This is a genomic window from Meiothermus hypogaeus (genome assembly GCF_003574035.1).
GTDB lineage: Bacteria > Deinococcota > Deinococci > Deinococcales > Thermaceae > Meiothermus > Meiothermus hypogaeus.
In genome coordinates, this window is the sequence record NZ_QWKY01000021.1 from 22,188 (window position 1) to 48,426 (window position 26,239).

Annotated in this window: 29 protein-coding genes; 14 read left to right on the forward strand and 15 right to left on the reverse strand. The window is 60.7% G+C overall.

Annotation, left to right across the window (positions count from 1 at the left end):
• Positions 1–26 precede the first annotated feature (26 nt).
• The 5 genes from Mhypo_RS07420 to Mhypo_RS07440 all read left to right on the forward strand — a co-directional run bounded on the left by Mhypo_RS07420 (position 27) and on the right by Mhypo_RS07440 (position 5,388).
• The gene (locus Mhypo_RS07420) at positions 27–1,598 is read left to right on the forward strand and encodes an AMP-binding protein (protein WP_206074900.1); all 1,572 of its coding nucleotides are present in this window, start codon (positions 27–29) and stop codon (positions 1,596–1,598) included.
• Positions 1,599–1,773: 175 nt separating this feature from the next.
• Positions 1,774–2,547 (forward strand): metallophosphoesterase family protein, encoded by a 774-nt coding sequence (locus Mhypo_RS07425; protein WP_119340664.1) that lies wholly within the window; start codon positions 1,774–1,776, stop codon positions 2,545–2,547.
• A gap of 133 nt (positions 2,548–2,680) precedes the next feature.
• Positions 2,681–3,559, forward strand: coding sequence for a DNA polymerase III subunit delta' (locus tag Mhypo_RS07430; protein ID WP_119340665.1), 879 nt, complete (start codon positions 2,681–2,683; stop codon positions 3,557–3,559).
• A gap of 108 nt (positions 3,560–3,667) precedes the next feature.
• On the forward strand, positions 3,668–4,450 hold the full coding sequence (locus Mhypo_RS07435) for a PSP1 domain-containing protein (RefSeq protein WP_119340666.1): 783 nt from the start codon (positions 3,668–3,670) through the stop codon (positions 4,448–4,450).
• Between the two features lie 323 nt (positions 4,451–4,773).
• Positions 4,774–5,388, forward strand: coding sequence for a hypothetical protein (locus Mhypo_RS07440; protein ID WP_119340667.1), 615 nt, complete (start codon positions 4,774–4,776; stop codon positions 5,386–5,388).
• 29 nt (positions 5,389–5,417) lie between these two features.
• On the opposite strand, the gene Mhypo_RS07445 is transcribed toward Mhypo_RS07440, so the two are convergent.
• Together Mhypo_RS07445 and Mhypo_RS07450 are read right to left on the reverse strand one after the other, a co-directional pair.
• Entirely contained in the window at positions 5,418–6,329 is a 912-nt protein-coding gene (locus tag Mhypo_RS07445) for an ABC transporter permease (protein ID WP_119340668.1), read from the reverse strand.
• A gap of 4 nt (positions 6,330–6,333) precedes the next feature.
• Positions 6,334–8,208, reverse strand: a complete 1,875-nt coding sequence (locus tag Mhypo_RS07450) for an ABC transporter permease (RefSeq protein ID WP_119340669.1) — start codon at positions 8,206–8,208, stop codon at positions 6,334–6,336.
• A 170-nt stretch (positions 8,209–8,378) separates the two neighbouring features.
• On the opposite strand from Mhypo_RS07450, the gene ubiE reads away from it, so the two are divergent.
• Positions 8,379–9,143 carry a bifunctional demethylmenaquinone methyltransferase/2-methoxy-6-polyprenyl-1,4-benzoquinol methylase UbiE gene (gene ubiE, locus Mhypo_RS07455; protein ID WP_119340670.1) on the forward strand — a complete coding sequence of 255 codons (765 nt, stop codon included), beginning with the start codon at positions 8,379–8,381 and terminating at the stop codon, positions 9,141–9,143.
• A complete protein-coding gene (locus tag Mhypo_RS07460) occupies positions 9,140–9,673 on the forward strand; it encodes a hypothetical protein (protein ID WP_119340671.1) in 534 nt (177 codons plus the stop codon). Before ubiE ends, Mhypo_RS07460 begins: the two co-directional genes overlap by 4 nt.
• 373 nt (positions 9,674–10,046) lie before the next feature.
• Here Mhypo_RS07460 and Mhypo_RS07465 read toward each other — a convergent pair whose 3' ends face one another.
• Together Mhypo_RS07465 and Mhypo_RS07470 are read right to left on the reverse strand one after the other, a co-directional pair.
• On the reverse strand, positions 10,047–10,886 hold the full coding sequence (locus Mhypo_RS07465; RefSeq protein ID WP_119340672.1) for a R2-like ligand-binding oxidase: 840 nt from the start codon (positions 10,884–10,886) through the stop codon (positions 10,047–10,049).
• 90 nt (positions 10,887–10,976) lie between these two features.
• Positions 10,977–11,447: an FKBP-type peptidyl-prolyl cis-trans isomerase gene (locus tag Mhypo_RS07470; RefSeq protein WP_119340673.1), complete on the reverse strand. Its 471-nt coding sequence runs from the start codon at positions 11,445–11,447 to the stop codon at positions 10,977–10,979.
• Positions 11,448–11,574: 127 nt separating this feature from the next.
• Here Mhypo_RS07470 and cysK point away from each other — a divergent pair, with 127 nt between their 5' ends.
• Complete coding sequence (cysK, locus tag Mhypo_RS07475) at positions 11,575–12,495, forward strand: cysteine synthase A (RefSeq protein WP_119340692.1); 921 nt, start codon at positions 11,575–11,577, stop codon at positions 12,493–12,495.
• Positions 12,496–12,539: 44 nt separating this feature from the next.
• Here cysK and Mhypo_RS07480 read toward each other — a convergent pair whose 3' ends face one another.
• The 6 genes from Mhypo_RS07480 to Mhypo_RS07505 are packed head-to-tail and all read right to left on the reverse strand — an operon-like array spanning position 12,540 to position 16,650.
• A complete protein-coding gene (locus Mhypo_RS07480) occupies positions 12,540–12,779 on the reverse strand; it encodes a Uxx-star family glutaredoxin-like (seleno)protein (RefSeq protein ID WP_119340674.1) in 240 nt (79 codons plus the stop codon).
• Positions 12,770–13,942 (reverse strand): SIS domain-containing protein, encoded by a 1,173-nt coding sequence (locus Mhypo_RS07485; RefSeq protein ID WP_119340675.1) that lies wholly within the window; start codon positions 13,940–13,942, stop codon positions 12,770–12,772. Before Mhypo_RS07485 ends, Mhypo_RS07480 begins: the two co-directional genes overlap by 10 nt.
• 22 nt (positions 13,943–13,964) lie before the next feature.
• A complete protein-coding gene (gene hypE, locus Mhypo_RS07490) occupies positions 13,965–14,996 on the reverse strand; it encodes a hydrogenase expression/formation protein HypE (RefSeq protein ID WP_119340676.1) in 1,032 nt (343 codons plus the stop codon).
• Between the two features lie 7 nt (positions 14,997–15,003).
• Positions 15,004–16,119, reverse strand: a complete 1,116-nt coding sequence (hypD, locus tag Mhypo_RS07495; protein ID WP_119340677.1) for a hydrogenase formation protein HypD — start codon at positions 16,117–16,119, stop codon at positions 15,004–15,006.
• The gene (locus tag Mhypo_RS07500) at positions 16,116–16,364 is read right to left on the reverse strand and encodes a HypC/HybG/HupF family hydrogenase formation chaperone (RefSeq protein ID WP_119340678.1); all 249 of its coding nucleotides are present in this window, start codon (positions 16,362–16,364) and stop codon (positions 16,116–16,118) included. The genes hypD and Mhypo_RS07500 overlap by 4 nt, the downstream gene beginning before the upstream one ends.
• A complete protein-coding gene (locus Mhypo_RS07505) occupies positions 16,357–16,650 on the reverse strand; it encodes a HypC/HybG/HupF family hydrogenase formation chaperone (RefSeq protein WP_119340679.1) in 294 nt (97 codons plus the stop codon). The genes Mhypo_RS07500 and Mhypo_RS07505 overlap by 8 nt, the downstream gene beginning before the upstream one ends.
• Before the next feature lie 138 nt (positions 16,651–16,788).
• Here Mhypo_RS07505 and hypA point away from each other — a divergent pair, with 138 nt between their 5' ends.
• The 4 genes from hypA (at position 16,789) to Mhypo_RS07525 (ending at position 20,325) form a co-directional block, all read left to right on the forward strand.
• Positions 16,789–17,139: a hydrogenase maturation nickel metallochaperone HypA gene (hypA, locus tag Mhypo_RS07510; RefSeq protein ID WP_119340680.1), complete on the forward strand. Its 351-nt coding sequence runs from the start codon at positions 16,789–16,791 to the stop codon at positions 17,137–17,139.
• On the forward strand, positions 17,136–17,813 hold the full coding sequence (gene hypB, locus Mhypo_RS07515; RefSeq protein WP_119340681.1) for a hydrogenase nickel incorporation protein HypB: 678 nt from the start codon (positions 17,136–17,138) through the stop codon (positions 17,811–17,813). Before hypA ends, hypB begins: the two co-directional genes overlap by 4 nt.
• 128 nt (positions 17,814–17,941) lie before the next feature.
• Positions 17,942–19,261, forward strand: a complete 1,320-nt coding sequence (radA, locus tag Mhypo_RS07520) for a DNA repair protein RadA (RefSeq protein WP_119340682.1) — start codon at positions 17,942–17,944, stop codon at positions 19,259–19,261.
• Complete coding sequence (locus Mhypo_RS07525) at positions 19,258–20,325, forward strand: PIN/TRAM domain-containing protein (protein WP_119340683.1); 1,068 nt, start codon at positions 19,258–19,260, stop codon at positions 20,323–20,325. The genes radA and Mhypo_RS07525 overlap by 4 nt, the downstream gene beginning before the upstream one ends.
• 253 nt (positions 20,326–20,578) lie before the next feature.
• Here Mhypo_RS07525 and Mhypo_RS07530 read toward each other — a convergent pair whose 3' ends face one another.
• The 4 genes from Mhypo_RS07530 to Mhypo_RS07545 are packed head-to-tail and all read right to left on the reverse strand — an operon-like array spanning position 20,579 to position 22,803.
• Positions 20,579–21,472, reverse strand: a complete 894-nt coding sequence (locus Mhypo_RS07530) for a LiaI-LiaF-like domain-containing protein (protein WP_119340684.1) — start codon at positions 21,470–21,472, stop codon at positions 20,579–20,581.
• An 8-nt stretch (positions 21,473–21,480) separates the two neighbouring features.
• Complete coding sequence (locus Mhypo_RS07535) at positions 21,481–21,936, reverse strand: PspC domain-containing protein (protein ID WP_119340685.1); 456 nt, start codon at positions 21,934–21,936, stop codon at positions 21,481–21,483.
• Position 21,937: 1 nt separating this feature from the next.
• Entirely contained in the window at positions 21,938–22,162 is a 225-nt protein-coding gene (locus Mhypo_RS07540; protein ID WP_119340686.1) for a PspC domain-containing protein, read from the reverse strand.
• Complete coding sequence (locus tag Mhypo_RS07545; protein WP_119340687.1) at positions 22,159–22,803, reverse strand: hypothetical protein; 645 nt, start codon at positions 22,801–22,803, stop codon at positions 22,159–22,161. The genes Mhypo_RS07540 and Mhypo_RS07545 overlap by 4 nt, the downstream gene beginning before the upstream one ends.
• Positions 22,804–23,321: 518 nt before the next feature.
• Here Mhypo_RS07545 and sucC point away from each other — a divergent pair.
• Positions 23,322–24,458, forward strand: a complete 1,137-nt coding sequence (gene sucC / locus Mhypo_RS07550; protein ID WP_119340688.1) for an ADP-forming succinate--CoA ligase subunit beta — start codon at positions 23,322–23,324, stop codon at positions 24,456–24,458.
• Positions 24,455–25,327, forward strand: coding sequence for a succinate--CoA ligase subunit alpha (gene sucD / locus Mhypo_RS07555; RefSeq protein ID WP_119340689.1), 873 nt, complete (start codon positions 24,455–24,457; stop codon positions 25,325–25,327). The genes sucC and sucD overlap by 4 nt, the downstream gene beginning before the upstream one ends.
• Positions 25,328–25,349: 22 nt before the next feature.
• On the opposite strand, the gene Mhypo_RS07560 is transcribed toward sucD, so the two are convergent.
• On the reverse strand, positions 25,350–26,009 hold the full coding sequence (locus tag Mhypo_RS07560; RefSeq protein WP_119340690.1) for a hypothetical protein: 660 nt from the start codon (positions 26,007–26,009) through the stop codon (positions 25,350–25,352).
• Positions 26,010–26,239: the final 230 nt, after the last annotated feature.

Here is a 26,239-nt window from a genome sequence, read left to right on the forward strand (position 1 = left end):
CCCCTTCAAAGGTATATTTGTCGCTGGTGGACAACCTGAGGTTTAATCCAGCCCCCAGGGCGGTGCTCGCCCAGCAGTTTCGCTGGGAAGTTCCGGCTTTGTATAACATTGCAGACGCCACCGTAAAAAAGGCGGCCCAACGAACGCCTGGTCGCATCGGCCTCGTCGAGCCGCAACTGGGGCGACAGACCACCTTCGCCGAGCTACACACCCTCTCGAGCCGCCTGGCCAACGTGCTACAGGCCCACGGTTTGCAGCCGGGCGACCGGGTAGGGCTTTTGATGGGGCAGTCGCTCGAGCTCGCCCTGGCCCACCTGGCCGTCTACAAGACGGGGGCCATCACCCTGCCGCTCTCGGTGCTGTTTGGCGAGGATGCCCTGCTCTACCGCCTGGAGCACTCCGGGGCCCGCCTGCTGATTGCCGACCGGGGTACCCTGCAAGCCCTGAACACCAACCTGCCCGCAGAAATCGGTGTTATCTACCAGGATCAAGTTCTGGATTTGCTGCAAGCCGCTCAACCCAGCTTCGAGACCCACCCTACGCAGGCCGAAGATCCGGCCATCCTGATCTACACCTCCGGCACCACCGGCAAACCCAAGGGCGTGCTCCTGCCCCACCGCACGATTATTGGGCACCTGCCCGGCTTCCGGCTTTTTTGCAACTTTCCAGGTGAGGAAGCTCGCTACTGGTCGGCGGCAGACTGGGCCTGGATTGGGGGTTTGCTGAATGTGCTGCTCTGTGCCTGGGCCCACGGCTACACCGTGGTGGCCTACCGCACCCGGCGCTTCGACCCCGAGGAAGCCCTGCACCTGCTGCACGATCAGGGGGTCACGCACACCTTCCTCTTCCCCACCGCCCTCAAGCTGCTGCGGCAACTGGGCCGGGTCAAGGCTCCGCCCGCCCTACAAAGCATCCACTCCGGGGGCGAACCCCTGGGCGCCGAGCTTCTGGCCTGGGTGCAGGAAAACCTGGGCCTGCCGGTCAACGAGTTCTACGGCCAGACCGAGGCCAACCTGCTGGTCGGCAACTCCTACACCACCGACCCCATCCGCCCCGGTTCGATGGGCCTGCCCTACCCCGGGCACCGGGTCGAAATCATTGACGAAGCCGGCCAGCCCCTCCCCCCTGGGGAAGTGGGCGAAATTGCCCTGCGGACACCCGACCCGGTGGCCTTCCTGGGTTACTGGAACAACCCCCAGGCCACCCAGCAAAAGTACGTCGGCCCCTACCTGAAAACCGGCGACCTGGGCAGCAAAGACGAGGCAGGCTACCTGTGGTTCAAGGCCCGCGCCGACGACCTGATCAAGGCAGCCGGGTATCGCATCAGCCCCTTCGAGGTGGAGGAAGCCCTGTTGCACCACCCGGCGGTGGCCATGGTGGCGGTGGTGGGAATGCCCGATGCCGAACGCGGTCAGCGTGTTGTAGCCCATGTCAAGCTCTGCGAGGGGCAGTCCGGCTCTCCGGCCCTGACCCAGGCGCTGCAAGAGGAGGTGCGCCGGCGAGTAGGGCACCATGCCTACCCCCGGGAGATTCACTTCGTGGACGAGCTACCCCTTACCACCACCGGCAAGATTCAGCGCTTCAAGCTCCGGGGGTAACCAGCCCCCTAAACAACCCGGCTGGACACTTTCTTGTACATGCTTGAAATGGCCCGCCAAATCGGGAGGGGCTGCCGGCATAAAGTGCAAGGTTGAGAAAAGGGTTGTTCGACCTGGTAATTCCCTCCTGGTTTCACAACGCATTTCCACAAGGGCCAGGTATGATGGGGGTGTTGTGCGCTACCTGATTGTGTCTGACCTTCATGGCAACTGGCCCGCCCTCGAGGCCGTCCTCAAGGAAGCCAGGGGCTACGACCAGGTACTCTTTCTGGGCGATGCGGTGGGCTACTACCCCGATGTCAACCGGGTACTGGACTGGTTGCGCTCGGTAAACGCCAAGGGCGTAATGGGCAACCACGATATCTGGCTGCTGGAGATCAAATCCATGCAGATTGAAGGGCCGGTGCTGGAAATTTTGTCCTGGCAAGCCGAGCGCATCAGTCCCGAGAACCGCGAGTATCTGTCCAGGCTGCCCTGGACCGCAGAGGTCGAGGGTGCGCTGCTGGTCCACGGCAGTCCGCTGGACCCGCTGGCCTACCTGGAAGAGGTGGAGCAGGCCCGGGAGGTGTTCAACCGTGTGAGCCACCGCTGGATTTTCCACGGGCACACCCACCTGGCCGGTAGCTACCTGAGCCTGGAAAGCACCACCGTGCGCGGCCAAGCCACCACCGCCGATGTCAGCACCCCCCAGGGGCGCTGGGTGCGATACCAGCGCTACGCCAACGGCGGCGAACTGATCGTTGCGCCCAAGGCCAGGGCCATCATCAACCCCGGCTCCACCGGCCAGCCGCGGGATGGCGTGACCGGAGCGGCCTACGCCATCTGGGATCCCGAAGAAGACACTGTGGAGTTCTTCCGCGCCAAGTACAACCTCGAGCACGTGCTTGCACGCCTGCACCACGAGCAGTTCCCCATGTGGCTCTACGAGCGGCTGGTGCTGGGAAAGTAGCGGAAAAGAGCCTCGGAAACTTTATCGCAACAAGGCCAGCTCAAAGCCGAAGGCCGAAAGCAACTGCAAGATGATGGTCTGACCAGTCCACAGGCATACCGATACTACTTTTTATCTTCTTAGACAAACAGCCATGCAAATCCTCGGCCATCAAAGAATTCTCGAGCTATTGCCCAGGCTGCAGGCGCAAACCTTGCTCTTTACCGGCCCGGAAGGGGTGGGGCGCCGGACGGTGGCGAGGTGGTTTGCCGCGGGGCTCAACTGCGAAGGGGGGTTTCCGCCCTGTGGTTGCTGTGCCTCTTGCCGCCTCGAGCCCCACGCCGACTACCTGGAAATTGCCCCCCAGACCGAGACCAAGACCGGCAGAAAAGCCCGCCTTCTGCAAATCCGCCTCGAGCAAATTGCGCCCCGCGAGGGCAGCGAGGAAACCAACTTGCTGGACTGGATCGCCACCTACCCCCGCTTCAAGACCAAGGTCGCGGTCATTGATGGGGCGCACTGGCTGGGGGAGTCTGCCGCCAATGCCCTGCTGAAGGTGCTGGAAGAGCCCCCGGCTTTTGCTCGGCTGATTCTGGTGGCCCCCAGCCGCGAGCTGGTGCTGCCCACCCTGGCCAGCCGGAGCCTCGAGGTCGGTTTCTCCCCTTTGCCCGAGGCCGAGCTTCGCACCCTGACCACCGACCCCGAGGTACTGGCCTTTGCTCAGGGGTCGCCGGGTAGAGTGCGCTGGGCTCTGGAGCATCCCGCCGAGTTTGCCCGGCTAGAAAGCCGCGTCCAGGGGGTACTGGAAGCCTTGCGGGCCGGGCCTGCCCCCACCTTAGAGGCCCTGAAGCTTCTACTGGAGACGGACGACGCCCTCCCCTACCTGGGGCGGCGGTTGGGACAGCTTCAAATGGAAAGCCCGGCCTACAAAGAGGCCCTCGAGGCTCTAAGTCGCGCCCAGGACGCCCTTTCCGCTTATGTAAGTGAGGATCTGGTCCAGACCTGGCTGGCCCTCAAGCTGGCGCGGCTCTAGATTTCTAGAGTCAATCTGCTTTACTCTAGACTCGGATTGCATGCGCTGTGTAATCCGTCTCGTGACGACTCACGGGCCACAGGCATCTGGCCCTTTTGGGAGGTTTTCATGGAGTGTGTTGGCGTGCGATTCACGCATGGCCCCAAAATTTACGACTACAAGTATAGCGACCTGCCCCCTCCGGTCGGTAGCTGGGTGGTGGTAAGAACCGCACGGGGGCTGGAACTTGCCAAGGTGCGCACTGAACCCCACCTGGGCAACGCTGTGGGCGAAGTGGTACGCGTTGCTACCCCGGAAGACCTGGATAACCACGCCCGCCTGAAAAGCCGCGGCGAAGAGGTACAGTGGTGGCTCAAAGCCCGCCTGCGCCGCGAGGGCATCCGGGCCAAAGTGCTGGGCTGCGAGTTCACCCTGGACGGCAACCACATCTCGGTGCACTACTCCGCCGAGGAGCGCATAGACCTGCGGCGCTGGGTCAACGAACTGAACAAGCTGGCGGGGGCTCGAGTGGAGTTCATCGCCCTGGGCCCCCGCGACCAGACCGCCTACCTGGGCACCCTGGGGGCCTGCGGAATGGAGTCATGCTGCTCGAGCTGGCTGCAGGACTTTGCCCAGGTCTCCATCAAGATGGCCCGCGACCAGCAGCTTCCCCTTTCCCCGGAAAAAATCTCTGGACCCTGCGGACGCCTGCTATGTTGCTTGCAGTACGAACACGAACACTACCAGGAGCTTCTGGCCGACCTGCCCCGCAAGAATTCCAAAGCCTGTAGCATCCAGGGCACCTGCGGCAAGGTCGCCAAACTCAACCCCCTGGCCGGAACCGTGGATCTGATTACCGAGGAAGGCAGCTGGGTAACAGTTCACAAGAGTGAACTAAAGCAGGAGCGATAGAACCTTCTGCAATTTCTTCAGGCTGGCTGGAAATGTGCCCAGCCGCCGATTTACCTGGACAGACAGACTTAGCCCAAGACGCCAACCCAGCAGGTCGTATCTTGAAATCCCGATGCTCTGCTAGACTTGGTTCGACCATGCCCGCTACAACAGGCTCACGCAACCCATGATACCGGATTCAAAAAGACAGCTTACAAAACCAAAAACCCCAGAGGTTGTCTTTTTGAATCCTAGAGCACTCCCTTCGCTCGGGTTGATTCGTTACCGAACGGTAGCGAATCAACCGAATCTGGTATCACCTAGCGAGTGGCTGGAGGTGTAGGGTGCTTGACATCGGCCGGGCTCTCACCCGTAGCTTTGGGCTTTTGGCCCAGCACCCCGTGGGCATTGTGTGGTTGCTGGTGCAAGCCCTGCTGGTTAGCATTTTTACCCTGGGCCTGATGGCCGGGCCCATGCAGGTAGGCGTCTATACCGTGCTGATGCGCTATGCCCGCACCGGCCAGTGGGATCCCCAGGCCCTTTGGGGCAACACCACCGGGCACAACATCGTGGCCGGCATCGTGTTTGTGACCAGCGCCCTGGCGGCGTTTGTGGTGGGCCTCCCCGTTGCCGTACCGAACGCCCTGCTGGCTTCTTTGCTGGGGTATTTGGGTCTGGCCGCCATCAACCTGCTGTGGTTTTATACCTTCCAGATCATGGTCGACGACGACCAGACCTGGCCCAAAGCGATTCGCAAGGGCTGGGATTTGATGCAACAGGGAGGGCTTTTGAACCACCTCCTGCTGATTGCCATCCTCGAGTCGCTCGTGTTGGTCTCGACCCTGTCCACCTGGCTACCCTTCCAGGTAGCCATGTACCTGCTCTTGCTGGGTTTCTCCACGGTTGCCCGGGCGGTAGCGTACGTGCAACTGGTGCCCACCCGGGCCTTCGAGCCATAGAGCCGCACATTAACCCTGATCGCTCTGCCCTATTTATCGTAGGGTTTGCCCACCGCCGCGGGCGGACGGCTCCGCCCGATAAAGCCCGCCAGCACCAGCATGGTCAGGATGAAGGGCAGGGCTTGCACGATGGTGGCCGGCAGAATATCGCCACCTTGAAGCTGAATGGCCAGGGCCTGGGCAAAGCCGAACAACAAGGTTGCCCCCAGCACGCCAAACGGATGCCACTTGCCAAAAATGAGCGCAGCCAGGGCAATAAAACCGGCCCCCGCGCTCATGGCCCGAATGAACTGGTTGAGGAACCCGATCGACAGATACGCGCCTGCAATCCCGGCCAGCACCCCCGACAAAATCACGGCCGTGTAGCGCATACGGATCACATTCACACCCATGGTCTCGGCTGCTTCGGGGTGCTCGCCCACCGCCCGCAACCGCAGACCCCAGGGGGTTTTGAACAACACCCACCAGACCACCGGCACCAGCAAAAAGGCGAAAATAACCAGGATGGAGACGCTGCTAGGCCCCAGATCTACATTGGGCAGACGGTTCTGCACTTCTTGGGAAGTGGAGGTGTTGTTGTAGAGCACCTGCAAGACAATCGAGGGGGCCCCCAGGGCCGCGATGTTGATGGCGGTACCGGAGACAATCTGGTCGGCGCGGTACTTGATGGAGGCAATGGCATGAACCAGACCCACCAGGCCGCCTACTGTGGCCCCGGCCAGCAACCCCACCCAGGGAATCCAGAAAGCCTCGAGGCCCCCTGTGGCCACCTCGATGCGGTTGACTGTAATGGCCGCTGCCGCCGCGCCGAACAGAATCATGCCCTCGAGGGCGATATTCACTACCCCACTACGCTCGGAGAATAGTCCGCCCAGCGAGGTCAGCAAAAGTGGGGCGGCCTGCCGCAGGGTTGAGAAGAAAAGCGCAATGACGATTTCCATACGGTTAGTCTCCTGCCGCCGGTGCGGACTTGGCTTGGCGGGTCTCCTGCTCGGCACGGGCCTCGGTTTCGATCTGGGCTGCCCGCAGGGGGTCGGTGAAGTAGCGGGGCAGCAACCCTCCTACCGCGATAAAGAGGATAATCAGGGCCTGCAAGACCTGGATAATCTGGTTACTAATGCCGAGTTGCGCGTTCAGCGAGACCCCGCCGGCCAGCAGTACCCCAAACAGGGTGGCCGAGAGAAAGATTCCCAGGGGCATGTTCTGGCCCATCAGGGCCACCGCGATGCCGTCGAAACCTACGCTCGAGGGAATGGCGGTCTTGAGCCGATAGGTGCCATCCATACCGGCCCCCAGCACATAGTGCGTGGCGGCCAGGCCGGCCAGCGCACCGGAAATCACCATGGCCAGAATCATTTTTCGCCTCAGGTTAACCCCTGCATATTCGGCGGCTTTAGGCGCCAGACCGGTAGCCCGTAGCTCGTAACCGGCCGAGGTGCGGAACAGGTAGAAGTTGTAAAACAGCAGAGCCAGAATGGCAATCAGGAACGAGCCGTTGAGCAACTGCGAGGCCAGCGCCGAACTGATGGTGACCGGGAAACCGGGCAAAAAGCCCCCCACCACGAACCCCAGCACCAGCGCACCCAGCGAAAACAGCAAACGCCTTCCCAGTTCTAATCGCCTTAGAGCGTAATAAACCCCCAGGCTGGCTATAACTGCAAGCGGCAGGGCCCAAGAAAAAGTGCCATTGGGTGCGATGATATTGATCATCAAGGGGATTCGGGCTCCTTCTTGCATTTCCTCACTGCGCCCTTCGAAACCCTCGGCTTTGAAGGGCAGGCGTACGGTTTGTCCAAAAAAGCGGTACTCGTTGGCAGCAATCATGAACAGCAACACCGAGGCCGCAATGTAGTTCATCATGATGGTATTGATGACCTCGTTGGCACCAAAGCGGGCCTTGAGCCAGCCCACAATACCCCCCCACAAGGCCCCTCCCAACGCTGCTGCTGCGATGGCCGCAGGTAGCAACAACCAGCCCGGCAGCGGCAGATACACACCCACCAACATAGCAAAGAGCGCACCCATCGTAAGCTGGCCGGGTGCGCCGATATTAAACATCCCCGCACGGAATCCAAAGGCTACTGCAAGGCCTGTAAAAATAAGGGGGGTGGCAAAGCCCAGGCTGGTAAAGATGCCGGTCACGTTCAGGATAGGGCTGAACAAAATCTGGAAAGTATAGGTCACCAGATCAAGTTTCCCTGCGATCAGCTCGCGCAGCCCCAGCCCTTCTACCCCTTGGGTACCCAGGCCGGGCCGCAGAATGGCCACTACCACTGCCCCTAGCACCACCGCCAGCAACAGCGAAACGATGGGCACCACCACGCCCCGAAAACGCACCAGGAAGGCCAGGCCGCCCGGTAGCTGCATTCGGGCCAATAACAGTAGCCCCAGGGAGTAGAAAAATCCAGCATAGATACCCAGCGATAGCGCAAATCGCCGTAGGGGTGGGCGACGTGCCCCAGCAGCAACCGCCGCATCGTTTACAGCACTGATAGCCTGGTAAAAAAGAAGCGCCTCAATGGCAAAAATGGCGATACCAACGCCACCCAGGATATAAAGCACTCGAGCCCTGGTTTCTGCATTGGGCACAAACAGCGCCGCGCTGGCTGCCAACAGCAGCAGGATCCACAAACCAAAAGCGACCCCAAGCCAGTTGAAGGTCAGACCTTGCGGCAGGGTTAGACCCTTGGGATTCATGACCCCCAGCGGATTGAGCAGGTAGCCCGTACCATCAAACTCCCGTAGCGGAACTGCCCAGGGAGCCAGGATCATGATCAACAGCACCAGCCCCCCCACCATCAAAAACCAATACCGACTCATAAGTTCCTCAGAGCGGATTCTACACCGCGCACACCATTTGGGTAGTAGTTCGCAGCCCAGGCAATTGTCATTCCCATTTGCATTGGTTATCAAATTCGGGCCACGGTTAAACCTGCCGACTTTGCAGTCCACTCCAATCCATCAACCTTCCACAGTGCTAAACTTTGTGAGTGCAAAACGCTACCGAGGCCAAAGCCCAGGCCATTCAAAAGATGTTTTCCGAGATTGCCCCGCGCTACGACCTGCTCAACCGGATACTTTCTGCAGGGGTGGATCGGGTCTGGCGTGTAGCCGCAGTTAAGGCCGCCCTGGAGAAAAACCCGGGACGCATCCTCGACCTGGCTACCGGTACCGGTGATATTGCTTTGCTATTAAAGAAAGTTGCACCTCAGGCCGAGGTGATTGGCGGCGATTTTGCGCCCCCGATGCTCGAGCTGGCTCGACAAAAAGCCCAAAAAGCCGGACTTTCGATTCCTTTTGTTGAAGCCGATGCTCTTAAGCTGCCCTTCCCCGACCAGCACTTCGATGCAGTGACCATCGCGTTCGGCTTTCGCAACTTTGCCGACTACCCCAGAGCGCTGGCCGAACTGTACCGGGTGATTACGCCCGGTGGAAGGCTGTGCATTCTGGAGTTTCCGCCACCGCCTAAAAGTGGCCTTGGGGTCCTGTACCGGTTCTACTTCACCCGCATCCTGCCTCTGATCGGTGGGTTAATTTCCGGCAGCGCCTCGGCCTACCGCTACCTGCCGGAATCGGTGGAGCGCTTCCCAGATCCCTCGACCCTTGCAAATATGATGAGCAAAGCAGGCTTTAGCACCCGCTATCAGCTTTTCACCGGGGGCATCACTGCGCTGCATACTGGAGACAAGCCCGTTTTGACCTCACCTTCGCTAATCACCCGTAGCGGGGAGTTTCATTCAGGTAAACAGCCATGACAGGATTTGAAATAGACCCCCAGCGGCTACTGCTAGAGGGTATGGAGTCCGGTGAGTTTCCCGACCTGAAGCCCCTGGCGCTGGCCCGCGAGTATGCCCTCGAGAGCGCCCAGGGCAATCCCGGCGAGAACGAAATTGTTCGCTGGTGGCATAGTCCAGAAGGGTTTTACTACGAGTTTAAGCGGTTTCCCGCTGCCTTTTATGGACGGTTGGGCCTGGTGCAGGGCGAATACCTGACCACCCACCAGGCTCAGGAACTGGTCTGGGAAGCCCTGGCTCGAGCGGAAAAGGATCAGGCCGACTTAACCCTTTTCTATACGGCCAACCTGATGCAAAGCAACCAGGACTTTTTCATGGCCTACACGCTGGGCCACACCCGTATCGAACGGGGCGAGGCCCGCTATGCCCTGCCCTTGTTTATGCGTTTGCAAACGCCCCAACATCTGCTGGTTTTATTCCGCTTAAAAGACGAATACCTGGCTTTCAAAGTTCCCAAAGGTCAGCCGGTGTTGCAAGGACTCTTTGCTTGAACGAGTCCTGATGAATTGCTTTGTCCGTCTGTGGCTTTTCGCAATAGGCTCGAGAGAGCGCGCTGGCGGATCAGGTGTAATACCAGATTCGGTTAGTTCGTCACCAAGGGGTGACGAACTAACCCAACCGAAGTTATCCGCGTAGCGGAGGGCGATACCGCCCCTTGGAAGTTATCCGCGTAGCGGAGGGCGATACCGCCCCTTGGAAGGGAGACGCTTTCTTCGCCGACCGACAGTGAAGGGCCATCGGTCCCCGGCTAGCGCCGGTACTCAAGGGAGGTGTGTGCTCTAGGATTCAAAAAGACAGCCTCTGGTGTTTTTGGTTTTGTAAACTGTCTTTTTGAATCCGGTATTATTCCTGATAAACCACCATTCAGGCCGAACTGAATGGCCGCTCTAAAACCTCGGTACGGTGCTGAATCTGCCGTAGCGCGTAGTCCACAAAATCCTGTTCGGAAATGTCGAAGGGCATGGGTTGGTGGGCAGCAAAAACCTCCTGTACAGTTCCAACCGCAGCCGGAATCAGCTCGGCCAGCACATCTTCCAGCACCTCTTTAGTTTGCGGATGGCGGTGCAATAGCTTGCTCAGGTTATGCAGACCAAACGCAATGTGGCGTCCCTCGTCGGCCTGCACATGGCCCAGTCCCTTGCGCAAACCCGGCATCAGGTTTTCCTTTTCCAGCACCTCTTTATAAGCGCGATAGCCCGTCTCGGCCAGCACCCCTTCCACAATCAGGTTGTAGGTGCCGAGCGCCCGAACCTCTGCTGTAGGAGAGGGGTCGGTCTGGAGCGCGTTCATGGCTTGCGGCAGTGCCTGGTAAAAGATTTGCTGCCAGGATTCGACGTGGAACAGTGCCAGTTCAGGTGCGCCCCCCACCACCTCGCGGTGAAAGCGGTCAAAGAACTCGGCATGCTTAGCCTCCTCAAAGGTCCAGGTCGCCACATACAGGGCGTCGTCGTAGCGGCTCTGCTGGCTTACATGGAGCAAATAGGGGGCCAGATCCAGCGTGACCGCCTCTTCACCACCGACAAAAAGCGCCGAAAGATGCAGCAGGACTTTTTGTTGGGCTTCGCTCAAAGAGGCCCAGTCGTGGCGATCCTGGGTGAAATCGAGGTCTTGCGGATTCCAGAAGTTCCGCTTGGATTTGTGGTACAGGCTGATAACAAAATCGTCCTCGAGCCGACCCGGCTGGCTGGTGGCTAGTTGCCGCATAGTTGAATTCTAGCAGGCCCTCCACCACCCTCGAGGCAAGCAAATCGAAAGCAGGGGAAAATCTCCCCTGCCGTCAGCTGTCTGCCTTTTTTAGTGGCTGTGTCCATGTACCCCGTGGGCATGGCCGTGCTCGAGTTCTTCCGCTGTTGCCGGCCGGATGGCCACAAGGGTGACATCAAAGTTCAGCGTCTCGCCCGCCAGGGCATGGTTGAAGTCGATGGTCACATCTTTACCGTCCACGCTCAATACCGTGAAGGGCATGGGGTTGCCTTGTGGATCTTCTGCATAAAACATAGCCCCTTCCACCAGCTCGGCGTCGGCGGGAAAAGCCTCGCGCTCGACGACCTGAACCCCTTCGGGATCGTAGAGGCCATAACCCTTTTCGGGAGACACCGAGACCACGACCCGTTCTCCAGCGGCCCTGCCTTCCAGCGCTTCTTCCAGCCCCACCACAATATTGCGATGCCCATGCAGATACTCCAGCTCACCCTGGTCGATGAGCTCATCTTCAACGTGCAGCGTATAGCGAATGGTCACAACCTGGCCTTTGCTTGCGGTCATAAAGACTCCTCTCCATTCACAGAAACCATACTTCGTTTCCGCGAGACAGCCGAGTATAAAGCATTCAGATTAAATAATCGTAAACCGATCGGGATACGAAATCCAGTCCATGCCCTATGCTGTACCCATGTTTGTGGAAGAGGTCATTGGCAAGACCCCTGTGGTTAAGCTCAAGCGCGTGGTGGAGCCGGGCATGGCCGAAGTCTGGGTCAAGCTGGAAGGCGATAACCCCGGCGGCTCCATCAAGGACCGCACGGCCTGGTATCTGATCAAGGATGCCGAGGAACGCGGCATCCTGAAACCAGGCTCGGGGCAACTGATTGTGGAGCCCACCAGCGGCAACACCGGCATCGGCCTGGCCATGGTAGCGGCCAGCCGGGGCTACAAACTGATTCTGACCATGCCGGCCCAGATGTCGGAGGAACGCAAGCGCATCCTCAGGGCCTACGGGGCCGAGTTAATACTCACCGACCCCAGCCGCCGGATGCTGGCCGCTATCGAGGAGGCCCAGCGCATCGTGGCCGAGCGGGGGGCCTTTATGCCCAACCAGTTCGACAACCCCGCCAACCCCAGGGCCCACTACGAGACCACCGGCCCCGAGATTTTCGAGCAGATGCAGGGCCGGCTGGATGCCTTTGTATACGGGTCGGGCACCGGCGGGACGATTATGGGCGTCGGAAAGTACCTGCGGGAGCGGCTGCCCAAGGTGCAGATTATCGCCTGCGAACCCCGGCGCAGCAATGTGCTGTCCGGGGGCCAGATGGGTTCGCATCAGTTTCAGGGCATGGGGCCCGGTTTTATACCGCCCAACCTGGATGTGAAGATGCTGGATCGGGTGATTCAAGTGCTGGAAGAAGACGCCTTCCCACTGGCCAAGCCACTGGCTCGAGAGGAAGGGCTTTTCGTGGGGATGAGTGCCTGCGGGATGATCTGGGCCGCCCTCCAGGTAGCCCGCGAACTGGGGCCGGGCAAACGCGTACTAACCATCGCCTGCGACTCGGGGATGAAGTATCTCTCGACACCGCTGTTTGCAGACCCAGAAAGCTGACAGACACGACAGCCTGTCGCACCAGTTCCGTCAGCAAGCGCTGTTCAGGAAGGGATGTCGCCCACCACACACCCCCGCCCCTGCCAGCCGATTTGCTTGACCTGCCCATCTTCGACCAGTACAGGTACGGTGCGCCCCCCATGGGTCAGGGTGAGCATCCGTTGAAGGGCCTCCAAGTCGGCCTCCACGTCGTACTCGATAAACGCTACCCCACGCCACTCGAGGTCTTCCCGCAGCTCGGCAGTATAAGGACAGCCCTGGGTACCAAAAAGCTCTAGCGCCATAAAGCCCCCACCTGTTCACGAATGGTGTGATAGACCGAAGCCTGTACTTCCTGGATGCGCGGGATATGCTCGGAAGGCACCACAATTGTCAGGTCGGCCAGGTTTTGCCGGCGCACCTCACCCCCATCGTAACCGAGCAGCGCCAGGGTCAAGAGCCCTCGTTTGCGGGCTTCCTCCAGGGCCAGCAGAATGTTTTTGGAGCCGCCGCTGGTGGAGATGCCAAGTGCAACGTCCTCGGGACGGGCCTGGGCAATCAGCTGGCGCAGAAAGATGACTTCGGGGCCTATATCGTTAGCGATGGCCGAGATGCTGGCGGGCTCGAGCGAGAGCGAAACTGCTGGAACCGGCTTCCAGCCTTGGGGCGGTGCTACGCAGTCCAGGGCCAGATCGTTAGCATCGGTAGCCGAGCCCCCGTTGCCAAAGAGGATCAGCTTGCCCCCTTGCTTCAGTCGCTCAGCTGTCATGTCTATCATGCGGGCGATGACCTCGGACTGCTGTTCGGCCACGGCCTGCCTTAGCCGGACGTCTTCGGCAACCTTCATCCGGATGGAGTGAGCGGCTTCAACCAGCAAGGCGCTGGTGTCTTGTTTTTCGCGGCTCAAAAAGGGGTATAAAAACGAGGTCGCCCCCAGTTCATGACGGCTCTCGCGGTGCTCAAAAAATACGTGAACGGTCTCCCAGAGCACGTGATACAGAATTTCCACAATTTCCTGGTGAATGAAGGGGTCGGACGTGGCGATTTCCACGGCGTAATCGGCCTCCTGGCCCGTAAGGGCAAAGGTCAGGGCCCCTTTTTGCCGGGCGAACGCCAGGGCTCGCTCGACCTCTACATCGCCCGATGGCGGCGCAAAGCCCATCACCATATCCTCGGGCTGCAGCAGCGCTTGAAGCCAGGGCCCGAAATGGAGCGAGAGGTCGAGCGCCGGCAGCGCCCTCTTGCCCACAATCACCGGATGTACGAACTCGACCGAAACGTGCTGTGCATCGGTGGCGTAAGCCCCTTGCCCGAAAGCCAGCAGACGGCCCCGGGCCAGAAACCGTTCGGACATCTCGCGGCACGCCTCGGCCAGACGGTGCGCCTCCTGGTCAAAAAAAGCCCTGGATAGCACATTGCGCTCGTGCAGGGTGGCCTGGATTTGGTCAATCACCTGGGTTTGACGCATAGCGGATGGGATGGGCTAAGGATCAGCAAATGCGCGGCAAGGGATCGCCGACCAACATGTCCACCACCCGGCTCGAGCCGTAGCTGCTAACGGTGTACACCACGCCGGCGGGGGTTTCCACCACCTCCCCAATTAGCCTGGCTTCCTGGCCACCTGCTACGCGCCGCACCGCCTCCAGCGCGGCCTCGGCATACTCGGGGCCTACTATAGCGATGAACTGACCTTCGTTGGCGATGTGCAGGGGGTCGAGCCCCAGAATCTCGCAAGCCCCCCGCACCTCGTCGCGGACAGGGATGTGCTCTTCGTAGAGCCTGAGGGCAAGCTGGGCCTCCCTGGCCAGCTCGTTCAGCGCGGTCGCCACTCCGCCCCGGGTGGGGTCGCGCATCCAGCGCAGGCCGGGAGCTACGGTCTCGATCAGCGCTTCCACGAAAGGCCAGACCGAGCGGGTGTCGGACTTCAGACTTGCCTCGAGGTCGAGCTCGCCTCGAGCCAGCAGAATGGTGATGCCGTGGTCGCCAATAGGGCCCGAAAGCAGCACCTTGTCGCCGGGGCGTACCGAGGAGGCCGCCAGATTGACCCGGGCATCCACCAGCCCGATCCCGCTGGTACTGATGAAAAGCCCATCGGCCTTGCCGTGCTCCACCACCTTGGTGTCGCCCCCCACGACCTGCACCCCGGCCCGCCGGGCAGCCTGCCCGATGGCCTGTAGCTCGGCTTGCAAAACCTGAGCCGAGAGACCTGCTTCCAGAATCAGCGTGGACAGCAGCGCGATGGGCCTGGCCCCCGAGACCGCCAGGTCGTTGACCGTACCGTTAACCGCCAGCTCCCCAATCGAGCCGCCGGGGAACCGCAGCGGCTTGACCACGAAGCTATCAGCAGTCAAAGCCAGCGAGGCACCCCCCAGGCTTAGCAGCGCCGCATCGTCCAGGCTGGGGTTGCCCAGGATGGGCGCAATCAGGCCCTCCACCAGGCGGCGGCTGGCCTTGCCGCCAGAGCCATGGGCCAGCTCAATTTGGGTATCTTTGAAGCGGATAGGGACTGGGGATTTGGTCATGGCCGTATCAATCCCCCGAGACCAGCTCGGCGCAGTGGACGTAGTTGTAGTAGGCGGCGCAGGCCCCTTCAGAGGAGACCATCAACGCACCTACGGGCTTTTCGGGCGTGCACTCCTTGCCGAATAGCTTGCACTGCGGGGGCTTGAGCACCCCCTTCAAGACCTCGCCACACTGCGCGGCCTTGGGGTCGGTCACACGCACCCCGGCCACCTCGAAGCGGGCCTCGGCATCCCAGGGGGCATACTCGGGACGCAGTTTAAGCGCAGACTGGGAGATGAAACCCAGCCCGCGCCACTCGAAGTAAGGGCGCAACTCGAAGACCTCGGCCAGGGCGGCCAGGGCCGCCGGGTTGCCCTCCCAAGGCACCACCCGCTCGTACTGGTTCTCTACCCGGGCCTGGCCCTGGTTGATCTGGCGCAGTAGCATCAGCAGGCTTTGCAGCAAATCTAGGGGCTCAAAGCCCGAGACCACCACCGGCCGACCATACTCCCTGGCCACAAATTCGTAGGGGCGACAACCGATCACGGTAGAAACGTGCCCCGGCCCCACGAAACCGTCCAGGCGCATGTCGGGCGAGTCCAGGATGGCCCGCATGGCCGGGATGATGGTGACATGGTTGCAAAACACGCTGAAGTTGGGGATGCCCATCTGCCGGGCCCGCTTGAGGGTGAGGGCAGTGGAGGGGGCGGTGGTCTCGAAGCCGATGGCGAAGAAGACCACCTGTCGCTCGGGGTTCTTTTGGGCCAGTTTGAGCGCGTCCAGCGGAGAGTAGACCATGCGGATGTCCGCGCCTTTGGCCTTCATCTCCAGGGGGGTGCCCATCTGGCCCGGTACGCGCATCATGTCGCCGAAGGCAGTCAGGGTTATCTGGGGGTCTTGGGCCAGCTTGAGGCCATCGTCTACCCGGCCCATGGGCAGCACACACACCGGGCAGCCGGGGCCGTGGACGAGCTCGAGGTTCTCCGGCAGCAGGTCTTGCAGGCCAAAGCGGTAGATGGAGTGGGTGTGCCCCCCGCAGACCTCCATAATGCGGTAGTGCCGTTTGGGGTCGGCCAGGCGACGGATTTCCTCGGCGGCTTTCTCGATGAGCTTGGGATCGCGGAACTCGTCCACGTATTTCACTGCGACTCCCTTCCTGGGTCGGAAAGTTTTGCGATGGCCACGCCCATGTGCACCAGGAGCGCGTCGCCCACCTTAAGGTCGGTCAAAAAATCCACCGCAACCCTGGCCTGCTGGCCCAGGCGATCTTCCACCAACGCATCGCGGCCTTCAAGCTGGATCACCCGAACCGGCACTGCCACGTCGCCGCAGGTGGTGCAGCCATCTTGCTCAAGGGTGCAACTGCCGTAGAATTCCAGGTCAAGCATGGGAACTTCGCTCCTCCTCGGCAAACTGGTAGCCCTCGAGCTCCTCCATGGCCTGCTCAGCCTCGCCCAGCATGGTCAGGAGCCGAAGCTGCTCCTGGGCCTGGGCCTCGCTGATCTTGCTCATGGCAAAGCCCACATGAATCAGCACCCAGTCGCCCACCTCGAGGGGCGTACCGCGCAGCAAGTCCACGTTGACCTGCCGCTTGACCCCCGAGACATCAATGGTCGCCATGTGCTTGGCGGGGCTGTCAAACTGTACGATCTGACCCGGAATGGCAAGGCACATTCTGGACTCCTTTCAAAAATAGGCGACGCTACCTAGATTATATGAGCTAGACCAGGACACCTGTACCCATGCATTTCGGTCAGACTTGAGAGGGTTTCCGGTACTGGACATTGTTTAGACATCCTCCAGGTGCACCCCATGCACGAGCTCTCGATCGCCACCAACATCGTTTCGGTTGCCCAGGAGGAAGCAGCGGCACGCGGAGTAGAGGTAGAGGCCGTCCACCTGCGTTTGGGAGCGCTCGCGGGGGTGGAAGTAGATTCGCTCTTGTTTGGCTACCAGGTCGCCAGCCAGGGCACGCCCCTGGAGGGAAGCCGCCTCCTGATTGAAGAGGTACCTCTTACCATCTACTGCCCCAACTGTCAGGCCGAGTTTGAACTGGCGGGCATCCAGAGCCTGCGCTGCCCGAAGTGTCAGGAACTCTCCGGCGATATCCGGCGCGGCAAGGAGCTGGAAATTGTGGCCCTGGAAGTAAAGGAGCAGCCATGACCAAAACGCCGCGAATCCTCGAGGTGCGGGCCAATGTGCTCAAAGACAACGACCGGCTGGCCCGCTCGATGCGCCTTCGCTTTGCCCAGGCTGGGACACTGGTGTTGAACCTGGTCAGCAGCCCCGGCTCGGGCAAAACCACCCTGCTGCGCCAGACACTGCTGGAGCTGAGCCCGCGCTACCGGGTAGCAGCCCTGGTAGGCGACCTGGCTACCGACAACGATGCCCGGCGCCTGGCCGAGAGCGGTGCGCCGGTGCGGCAGATCGAGACCAAGACCCTGTGCCACCTCGAGGCCCGCATGATTGAGGAACACCTGCAGGGCTGGGACTTGAGCCAGATTGACCTGCTCTTTATCGAGAACGTGGGCAACCTGGTCTGCCCCTCGAGCTGGGATCTGGGTGAAGACCTGCGGGTAGCGCTGTTCTCCACCACCGAGGGCGAGGACAAACCCCTCAAGTACCCCACCCTCATCAACACGGCCGACATCGCCCTGATCACTAAAATTGACCTGGCCGAAGCGGTGGAGTTCGACCGCCAGGCCATGTACCGGAACCTGCGCGAGGTGCGTCCAGGCATCGAGATCCTGGAGGTCTCCGCCAAGCGTGGCACCGGCATGGCAGCCTGGCTGGAGCGGCTCGAGCATGCCCTTCAGACCAAGCGTAGCCAGCGCTGAGACCGGGTTCGAGGAGTGTAACTCTAAACACCCTCCTGCCTCGAGGGCAGCTGTGACCGGGAAGAGCACTACGGAAGGTGCACCAAAGCCTTTGATTCCAGCTATCAGCGGGCTACACTTGCGGTTAGATGGCAAAGGCTTCTATTCAATATCGCTGTATCGAATGCGGCTATAAATCGGTGAAGGAGCTGGGTCGCTGTCCCAACTGTGGGGCCTGGGACAGCTTCAAAGAGGAAGCACCTGCGCTCAAGCCAGGCTCAGTAGCAGGCAGGGGCGGGCTATCGCGCGCTCGTCCGCTGCCCAACCCTGCCGCCCTGACCCGTCTGGGGGATGTGCCCGAGGGGGGAGAGGCACGCTTCTCGAGCCAGATAGGGGAGCTTGACCGGGTGCTGGGGGGCGGTTTTGTGCCGGGCGAGGTGCTTCTTTTGGGCGGTGAGCCTGGGGTGGGCAAGAGCACCATGTTGTTGCAGGTGGCCCAAAAGATGCTAGAGCTAGGCAAGCGGGTGGTGTATCTGGCGGGCGAGGAATCGCCCGGGCAGATTCGCCTGCGGGCCCAGCGCCTGGGCATCTCGGGGGAACTCGAGCTGCTGCGCGAAACCGAGCTAGATGCAATGCTCGCCACCCTCGAGGCCAGCCCACCCGATTTCCTGGTGGTGGACTCCATCCAGACCCTAGAGACCACCGCCGCGCCGGGTTCGCTGGTGGCCGTGCGCGACGCCACCGCCGCCCTGACCCGCTTTGCCAAACATCACCAGGTGACCACCGTGCTGGTCGGGCACGTCACCAAGGAGGGCATCGTGGCCGGGCCCAAGGTGATCGAGCACGTGGTGGATGCCACCTTGTACCTGGAAACCGCCGGCCACTTCCGGGTCTTGCGCTCCAGCAAAAACCGCTTCGGGCCGGTGGGCGAGCTGGGCGTTTTCAGCATGGTTCACGAGGGCCTGGAGGAGGTCGCCAACCCCTCGGCAGCCTTTCTGGCCGAGCGTCCGGTGGGGGCGCCGGGTTCGGTGGTGGCCCTCTGCCTTTCCGGCGAGCGGGCGCTGGCCCTGGAGGTGCAAGCCCTGGCCGCTCGTACACCTTTCCCGGCCCCCCGCCGGGTCTCGCAGGGGCTGGACAGCCGGCGGGTGGATGTGGTGCTGGCGGTATTGGAACGCAGGCTCAACCTGCCCCTGGGCAACCTGGACATTTACGTTAACCTGGCGGGGGGGCTGCGGGTCTTCGATCCAGGGTTGGACCTGGCGGTGGGGCTGGCAGTGTATTCTGCTGTGGTAGGCCGTCCCCTTCCGGAAGAGGTCGCGGTGGTGGGAGAGGTGGGGCTGGCCGGTGAGTTGCGCAGCGTGGAGGGCCTCGAGCGCCGCCTGCGCGAAGGGCAACGGGCAGGCTTCAAGCGCCTGGTACACCCCCCCCAATTCAAGAGCCTGGAAGCAGCCGTGAGCAAGTTTTTATGAGCGTGACGCGTTGGGTTTTATATACCTTGTTTGCCTATCTGGGCTACCGGGTAGGGGTGTGGCTCGAGGTCAGCAATCTTATCAGCATCAGCCCCCTGGGCAACCTGACCAGCCTCAACCGGCTCTACTTGGGCGTGGTGGGCCTGCTGGTGGGCTTTTTGCTGGTGCCACGCCTGACCTACTGGATGGAGCGCCGTTGGGAGAACGGTCAGGTCTGGCTCAAGCGTCTGCCACCTGAAATCCCCGTCGCCATCACGGCAGCCTCTGGCCTGGGTCTCTTGCTGGCCGTCCTGCTTACCAACCTGCTGAGTCAGATTCCGGGGTTTTCCGCCATTCACTCGCTCATCATCGCCGCCGTACTGGTCAGCTCCCTATCGGCCTTTGCCATCGCCAATCGAGATTATTTTCGGCTGGCCCGCCCGCCAGCGCATGCTCCCAAGACCCGGGGCGGCAAGGTGCTCGATACCTCGGTTCTGATTGATGGCCGCATCGGGGATGTGGCCGAAATGGGCTTTCTGGAGGGCCCCCTGTTTGTACCTCGGCAGGTCTTGCGCGAGCTGCAACAGTTTGCCGACGCCTCGGATGCCCAGAAAAGGGCCAAGGGCCGCCGGGGCCTGGACACCCTCGAGCGCCTCAAACTGAGCGTGGGCCTCGAGGTGCTCGATGGCGACGAGTCCGACGACCCGGTAGACGACCAGATTCTGGCCGAAGCCAAAAGGATGGGCGCGGCATTGGTCACCAACGACCACGCCTTAGCCCAGCTTTCCCGCATCTATGGGGTCAAGACCCTCTCGGTACAGGCCCTGGCCTCGGCCCTGCGGGCCCCGCTTCAGCAAGGCGATACCCTCAGCATTACCATCGTCAAGGAGGGTAAGGAGCCCGGCCAGGGGGTGGGCTATCTGGAGGACGGCACCATGGTGGTAGTCGACGACGCCATTTCCTTCAAGGGCAAGGAAGTTGGGGTGGTGATTACCCAGTCCATTCAGACCCAAATTGGCCGCTTGCTCTTTGGAAAGCTCCTGAGCGAAGAAACCAACCGCCCGACCTCCAAAGCCGAGCGTTGACACTCCTACCCCTAAATGAGGGGATTCTTGGGCTCACCAATGCGCTCAGCGCGAGCGTCTTATCGCGCCCTTCACAGACGTTGCCGCCCACGAAAACGAGAATGCGGCTGCGCCCGAGTGCTTGAGTTCCGAGTTTCCAGGCGGCAACGGTTCTATCTGGGATAGAGGATTCTTGATTCTCGGGAGGCTCATTCTATGTGAAGAGCGCTCTTACGCATCTGGAAGTCCTTGTACTGTTTTTGGTTATATGCTCTTATCGCCGGATCACCACCCGGCCCACGCCACCCTTCACCTCGAGGTCGGCTTTATTTGCAGTGCTGGCATAATCGGGGCTTTCATAGCGGTTATCGCCCTGCTTGAGCAGACCGTTGGGCACTTCCAGGCCGCCCAGGCCGGTTTTAGCTTCCAGTCGCACGGCCACATTTTGCGGGATGCGAATGTCCAGTTCCCCCACCCCGCCATCAATCCTGGCCCGGTAGTTACCCTGCTCGGGCAGCTCGATCTGCACCCGCCCCACCCCGCTGTTCACCTCCAGGCTGCTTACCTGCAAGCTGCGCAGGTTCAGTATCGTCTCCCCTACCCCCGTGTTCACATCCAGGCGCAAGTTAACCCTGGGCGAGAGCTTGAGTTCCCAGCCTTCGCGGCTGCGGGCAGCGCCACTGGTACGGCCCCTAGCCTCCAGGACCACCACGGCCTCGCTCCCCCGCACGTCACTGCGGCGTTCCAGGCGCTCACCTGGCAACAGTCGAACCGGACCTTCCACCAGGCTAGCAGAGCCCTCTTCCAGCGAGGAAACCTCGAGCCGACCCACCCCCGGAGCAAGCCGAATTTGCGCCTGGCTCACCGGGCCCAGCGGAATGGAGATTTGTTCCAATGCGCCCTGCACCCCTGAGCGTGCATTCCATATCCAGAGCAACCCCCCACCCAGCAGCCCGACGGCAATCAGCACCGGGATGCGCTGGGGATGCTCGCGCAACAGGAAATTAAGCCCAAACAGGATCAGCACCAGCGGCCACAGCAACCACAAATCGGCCCAGAAGTCCCAGGAAAACCAGCCCAAACTGGTAAAAAGCCACAGCAGCCCGATCGCAATCAGGGCAATACCCCACCACACCCCACGTCCGCCCGGAGCGGTTTTCTGCACCATGACCCCACCTACCTTCCGGCCCTGCGCAACAATACCAGCACCCCAATCCCAATCAGCAGCAAGGGGAAAATCAGGTCTTCATCCACCCGAATCCAGCCCAGTTGTCGGAGCAAAAACCAGGCCCCCACCACGACCAAAGCCCAACCCAGCAGTTGTGAGCCCTGCCCTCCTTGCATCCGCTCGGAAACCTCTCGAGCCCGTTCTTGTAAGTTCTGGGCTCCTTCGCGCAGGGTTTGCTCCATATCGGGTTTTGGGCTGTCCTGGCCTTCTTCCAGGGGTTCTTTGGGAATCACCAGAGCCAGAATAATGTAGAGCAGAATACCAGCCCCATTAATTAGCGTCAGCAGCACAAAAGCAATGCGCACCCAGACCGGCTCGACCCCCAGATACTGGGCCAAACCCGCACAGACCCCACTGATCTGCTCATCGCTACGGCTACGGTACAACCTGCGCGGTTGGCTCATCTTATCCACCCTGGCTCAACCCCGGTTCATTGGCGGCAGGGGCTTCCGGTATCACAAAATACAGCACCACATAAGCCAGCACCCCACCGCCCCAGAGCACCGCGGCCAGCACAAACAACAGCCGTACCACGGTGGGATCGAGGTTGAGGTATTCGGCAATGCCGCCGCAGATGCCCCAGATCATTTTCTGGCTTTGACTGCGATACAAACGCTTGGGCGCGTTCATTGCCCACCCTCCTTCACCTTGAACTGAGCCTCCGACTGCTCAGCCCCCGCACTCGGTCTCCGCCGCATCAGCAAATAGACCCCTGCTGCCAACAAGGCCAGCGGGAAAATGTAGGCCGCCAGCCCCTGCAAGGCGGTAGCCGTTATCAAAGAGAGGGCCAAACAGGCCAAAGCCGGGAACAGGGCCCAGCGCTGCCCCACCAGAAAAACCACCCCAAAGGTGATGGCCAGCCCCAGGAAGAACAACACCCCACCCGCATTATCTTGTGCACCCGAGCCCGCCACCACCCCCAGCGTCAGGAGGGTGCCGCCGGGAATCAGGGCCCACCAGTTGTCGGGCCGGACAATGTAAACCGCCGCAAAGCCCAGGCCCATCGCGGCTAAAAAGATACCGCCTCCGAGGTTGCCGCCCAGAATGGGTTCAAACAAGATCAAGGTGCCCAGGCCCAACAGGGCGAAGCCCGGAATGAGCGGCCACCACTGGCTCTGGTTTTGTTGGTAATACCAGATAAAACCGGCCCCCGCTGCCATGAAAATACCCCCCCAGATCCAACCGGCAATCTGAAGCCCCAGGTTCTGCAGTAAAAACAAGACCCCCAGAGCTATAAGGATCCAGCCCCAGGTCTGTGCGTTGGTTTTCATACGTATCCCTCCTGTTTTCAGATCAAGACCGACTCGAGGTTTTCCATCTTTAGCCATGGCAGGATTCCATGTCGTCCTCGAGTCTTATTTGTTCCCACTTGGGTTGTGGGCCATAGGAGGATTGAACACTCTGGAATTGCGCCCTGCCCTCACTCACTGAAGACACCGAATATCTTGCGCAGGCGCGGCTTAACTCCTTTCTACGCTCCAGCATTCCACCCTCGCATTACCAAAGCATTACCATACCGTAACATTCTCCATCTGGTGTACCTATTTCATTTCCACAACACCCTTGATGCAATAAATTGGAACCAGTACGACTCAAGAAAAACGACGATAGTAAAACAGCAAAACAAGTTTACGGGACCGCACATACCCCAAGCAGTCGGCAACGAGGCATTTTTTTGCTTAGTGGGTGGCATTTCCGAGCTATCAGAAAGAACTTATAATAGCGGGCGGCAAAATAGGGTGCCGATAAGGCTATCCCAAGAGTGAGGCTAAGACCACTGGAGGCAAGCGTGAACCTACACGAATATCAGGCCAAAGACATCCTCGCCAAGTACGGCATCCCGGTTCCCCCCGGCAAGGTTGCATTTACCGCCGATGAGGCCAAGCAAATCGCCACCGAGTACGGCGATCTGGTGGTTATCAAGGCCCAGGTTCACACCGGCGGACGCGGCAAAGCAGGTGGGGTCAAGCTCGCCCGGAACCCCGAGGAGGCCCGCGAAAAAGCCGCCCAGATTCTGGGCTTGAACATCAAGGGCTTCATTACCAAGAAGGTACTGGTGGCCAAGGGCATCAATATCGCTAAGGAATACTACGCCGGTATGATTCTGGACCGGGTTACCCAGCGGGTGGTGCTGATGCTCTCCAGGGAGGGGGGCATGGACATCGAGGAGGTAGCCGCTACCAAGCCTTACGCCCTTATCAAGTACCCCATCGACCCCCACACGGGCCTGCGCCCTTTCGAAGCCCGCGAACTCGTCAAGCGCGCGGGCATGGAGGGCAACCTCAATAAGCTGGCCGATGTGCTGGTCAAGCTCTATCAGGCCTATGTGGGCATTGATGCCTCGACAGCCGAGATCAATCCGCTGGTCATCACCGATACCGGCGAGGTGGTCGCTGCCGATGCAAAAATTGTGCTGGACGACAACGCCCTGTACCGCCACCCCGACCTGACGCCCCTGCGCGAGTTCGAGGCCGAGCATCCCCTCGAGGTCGAGGCCTCCAACTACGGCTTCAGCTACGTCAAGCTCGACGGCAACGTGGGGGTGATTGGCAACGGGGCCGGGCTGGTGATGTATACCCTCGACCTGGTGCAGCGCACCGGGGGCAAGGCGGCCAACTTCCTGGATATTGGGGGTGGCGCCAAGGCCGATACTGTCTACAACGCTCTTAAGGTGGTGCTCAAAGACCCAGATGTGAAGGGGGTCTTCATCAACATTTTCGGCGGAATCACCCGCGCCGATGAGGTAGCCAAGGGGGTAATCCGGGCCATGGATGAGGGCATCCTGACCAAGCCGGTAGCCATGCGGGTTGCTGGCACCGCCGAGGAAGAAGCCAAAGCGCTTTTGAAAGGTCGCCCGGTCTATATGTATCCCACCTCAGTCGAAGCAGCCAAAGCCATCATCTCCATGACGGGAGGAGCAAAGTGAGCATCCTGGTCAATAAAAATACCAGCGTGATCGTCCAGGGTATCACTGGGCGCGAAGGAGCCTTTCACACCGAGGCCATGATGAAAGCCGGCACCCGGGTAGTAGCGGGCGTGACCCCCGGCAAAGGCGGACAAACCACACTGGGCGTGCCGGTTTACGATACGGTCAAGGAAGCTGCCGTGCACCACCACATTGACGCCTCCATTATCTTTGTGCCCGCGCCAGGAGCAGCCGATGCTGCCCTCGAGGCCGCCCACGCCGGGGTGCCGCTGGTTGTGCTCATTACCGAGGGCATCCCCACCATGGACATGGTGAAGGCTGTGGCCGAAATCAAGGCACTGGGCAACGTGCGCCTGATTGGGGGTAACTGCCCCGGCCTAATTACCCCGGAAGAGTGCAAGCTGGGCATCATGCCTGCCAGCGTCTTCAAGAAGGGTCGTGTGGGCCTCATTTCGCGCTCCGGCACCGTCACCTACGAAACCGCCAAGGCCCTTTCGGACGCAGGTTATGGCATCTCGACCTGCATCGGCATTGGGGGCGACCCCATCATCGGTACTACCTTCAAAGACCTGCTGCCCATGTTCAACGACGACCCCGAAACCCATGCCGTGGTGGTCTGCGGCGAGATTGGTGGCTCGGACGAGGAAGACGCCGCCGCCTATATCAAAGAGCACATGAAGAAGCCAGTAGTTGGCTTTATCGGCGGGCGCAGTGCCCCCAAGGGCAAAAAAATGGGCCATGCTGGGGCCATCATCATGGGCAACGTGGGCACGCCTGAGAGTAAGCTGGCCGCCTTTGCCGATGCTGACGTGCCAGTGGCTGAGACCATTGACGAGATTGTGGAGTACGTGCGCGCCAAGTTGGGCTAGGCTGGGCCAGATAAGATCAAGACTAAAAGGGCGGCTCTGTGGTCGCCCTTTTTTGTTTTGGGGCTATGGCTAGAGAAAGTTTTTTGCTCTGTTGCAAGGTTTGTAACAACGGAGCCCGATGGGTCATAAACGCTCCCCAAGATGTTCTTGCCAGGCAGGTACAGCAACCCAGCCACGACGGAGTGTCGACCTGCAGGTTGCGCGAATCATCTATGTCCAAACCCAAGAGGTCGGTGAGGGTCAGCCCGGCCAGCTCTGGCTCGGACGCCAGCCGGTAGTAGACCTCGCTCTCGGTCCCGGCCACGACCTGGGTGCGGGACTCGAGCGGCACAAACTCCAGGCTGGCCCCGGTAATCCGGCCCGCTTCGACCAGGGCTCGAGTCTCGGGGTCGAGCACCTCCACCTCCACCTCGAGCTGGGGAGCGAAGTCCACCCGCCGGGCCAACCCTACGAAGGGCTTGCCCTGGATGCCCCGCAGATCCGGTAGGTTGTGCTGCAGGCTGATGGTGCGGTGCTGCAAAAATGCCGGCAGCCAGTCGCGCATCAGCGCTTCGACGGTGATGGTGGTACCGTATTCATCCACCACCGTGTCGTTGCTGGCCCGCACCAGCACGATGCCCTGGCGCAGCTGCCGCAGTTGCAGCGGGATGCGGTGGGTGGGGTTGTGGGAACCAATGAGCAAAGAAAAATCCCCCTCGAGGTGCCCGGTGGGCCTTCCCCTAGGGGGATGTATGAGTTAACTATAGCACAGCCTGCACCAACTGGTCGTGCCAGGCAGGGTCAGCGGGTGTGTCCTGAAAATAGGCAAACAGCCTAAACTGTTGGAATGAGCGAAATACGGGAACGGATGCATCAGTTGGTGGATGAGTACGAGCGGCTGGGAGAGGGGAAGAGTATAGCCGAGCAGGAGTT

What these genes read in the sequence shown, in the direction of transcription:
- Mhypo_RS07430 (WP_119340665.1), top strand. Translation starts at nt 2,681, where the DNA reads ATGCAAATCCTCGGCCATCAAAGAATTCTCGAGCTATTGCCCAGGCTG.
- Mhypo_RS07435 (WP_119340666.1), top strand. Translation starts at nt 3,668, where the DNA reads ATGGAGTGTGTTGGCGTGCGATTCACGCATGGCCCCAAAATTTACGAC.
- Mhypo_RS07445 (WP_119340668.1), bottom strand. Translation starts at nt 6,329, where the DNA reads ATGGAAATCGTCATTGCGCTTTTCTTCTCAACCCTGCGGCAGGCCGCC.
- Mhypo_RS07450 (WP_119340669.1), bottom strand. Translation starts at nt 8,208, where the DNA reads ATGAGTCGGTATTGGTTTTTGATGGTGGGGGGGCTGGTGCTGTTGATC.
- Mhypo_RS07460 (WP_119340671.1), top strand. Translation starts at nt 9,140, where the DNA reads ATGACAGGATTTGAAATAGACCCCCAGCGGCTACTGCTAGAGGGTATG.
- Mhypo_RS07465 (WP_119340672.1), bottom strand. Translation starts at nt 10,886, where the DNA reads ATGCGGCAACTAGCCACCAGCCAGCCGGGTCGGCTCGAGGACGATTTT.
- Mhypo_RS07470 (WP_119340673.1), bottom strand. Translation starts at nt 11,447, where the DNA reads ATGACCGCAAGCAAAGGCCAGGTTGTGACCATTCGCTATACGCTGCAC.
- cysK (WP_119340692.1), top strand. Translation starts at nt 11,575, where the DNA reads ATGTTTGTGGAAGAGGTCATTGGCAAGACCCCTGTGGTTAAGCTCAAG.
- Mhypo_RS07480 (WP_119340674.1), bottom strand. Translation starts at nt 12,779, where the DNA reads ATGGCGCTAGAGCTTTTTGGTACCCAGGGCTGTCCTTATACTGCCGAG.
- Mhypo_RS07485 (WP_119340675.1), bottom strand. Translation starts at nt 13,942, where the DNA reads ATGCGTCAAACCCAGGTGATTGACCAAATCCAGGCCACCCTGCACGAG.
- hypE (WP_119340676.1), bottom strand. Translation starts at nt 14,996, where the DNA reads ATGACCAAATCCCCAGTCCCTATCCGCTTCAAAGATACCCAAATTGAG.
- Mhypo_RS07500 (WP_119340678.1), bottom strand. Translation starts at nt 16,364, where the DNA reads ATGCTTGACCTGGAATTCTACGGCAGTTGCACCCTTGAGCAAGATGGC.
- Mhypo_RS07505 (WP_119340679.1), bottom strand. Translation starts at nt 16,650, where the DNA reads ATGTGCCTTGCCATTCCGGGTCAGATCGTACAGTTTGACAGCCCCGCC.
- hypA (WP_119340680.1), top strand. Translation starts at nt 16,789, where the DNA reads ATGCACGAGCTCTCGATCGCCACCAACATCGTTTCGGTTGCCCAGGAG.
- hypB (WP_119340681.1), top strand. Translation starts at nt 17,136, where the DNA reads ATGACCAAAACGCCGCGAATCCTCGAGGTGCGGGCCAATGTGCTCAAA.
- radA (WP_119340682.1), top strand. Translation starts at nt 17,942, where the DNA reads ATGGCAAAGGCTTCTATTCAATATCGCTGTATCGAATGCGGCTATAAA.
- Mhypo_RS07525 (WP_119340683.1), top strand. Translation starts at nt 19,258, where the DNA reads ATGAGCGTGACGCGTTGGGTTTTATATACCTTGTTTGCCTATCTGGGC.
- Mhypo_RS07530 (WP_119340684.1), bottom strand. Translation starts at nt 21,472, where the DNA reads ATGGTGCAGAAAACCGCTCCGGGCGGACGTGGGGTGTGGTGGGGTATT.
- Mhypo_RS07535 (WP_119340685.1), bottom strand. Translation starts at nt 21,936, where the DNA reads ATGAGCCAACCGCGCAGGTTGTACCGTAGCCGTAGCGATGAGCAGATC.
- Mhypo_RS07540 (WP_119340686.1), bottom strand. Translation starts at nt 22,162, where the DNA reads ATGAACGCGCCCAAGCGTTTGTATCGCAGTCAAAGCCAGAAAATGATC.
- Mhypo_RS07545 (WP_119340687.1), bottom strand. Translation starts at nt 22,803, where the DNA reads ATGAAAACCAACGCACAGACCTGGGGCTGGATCCTTATAGCTCTGGGG.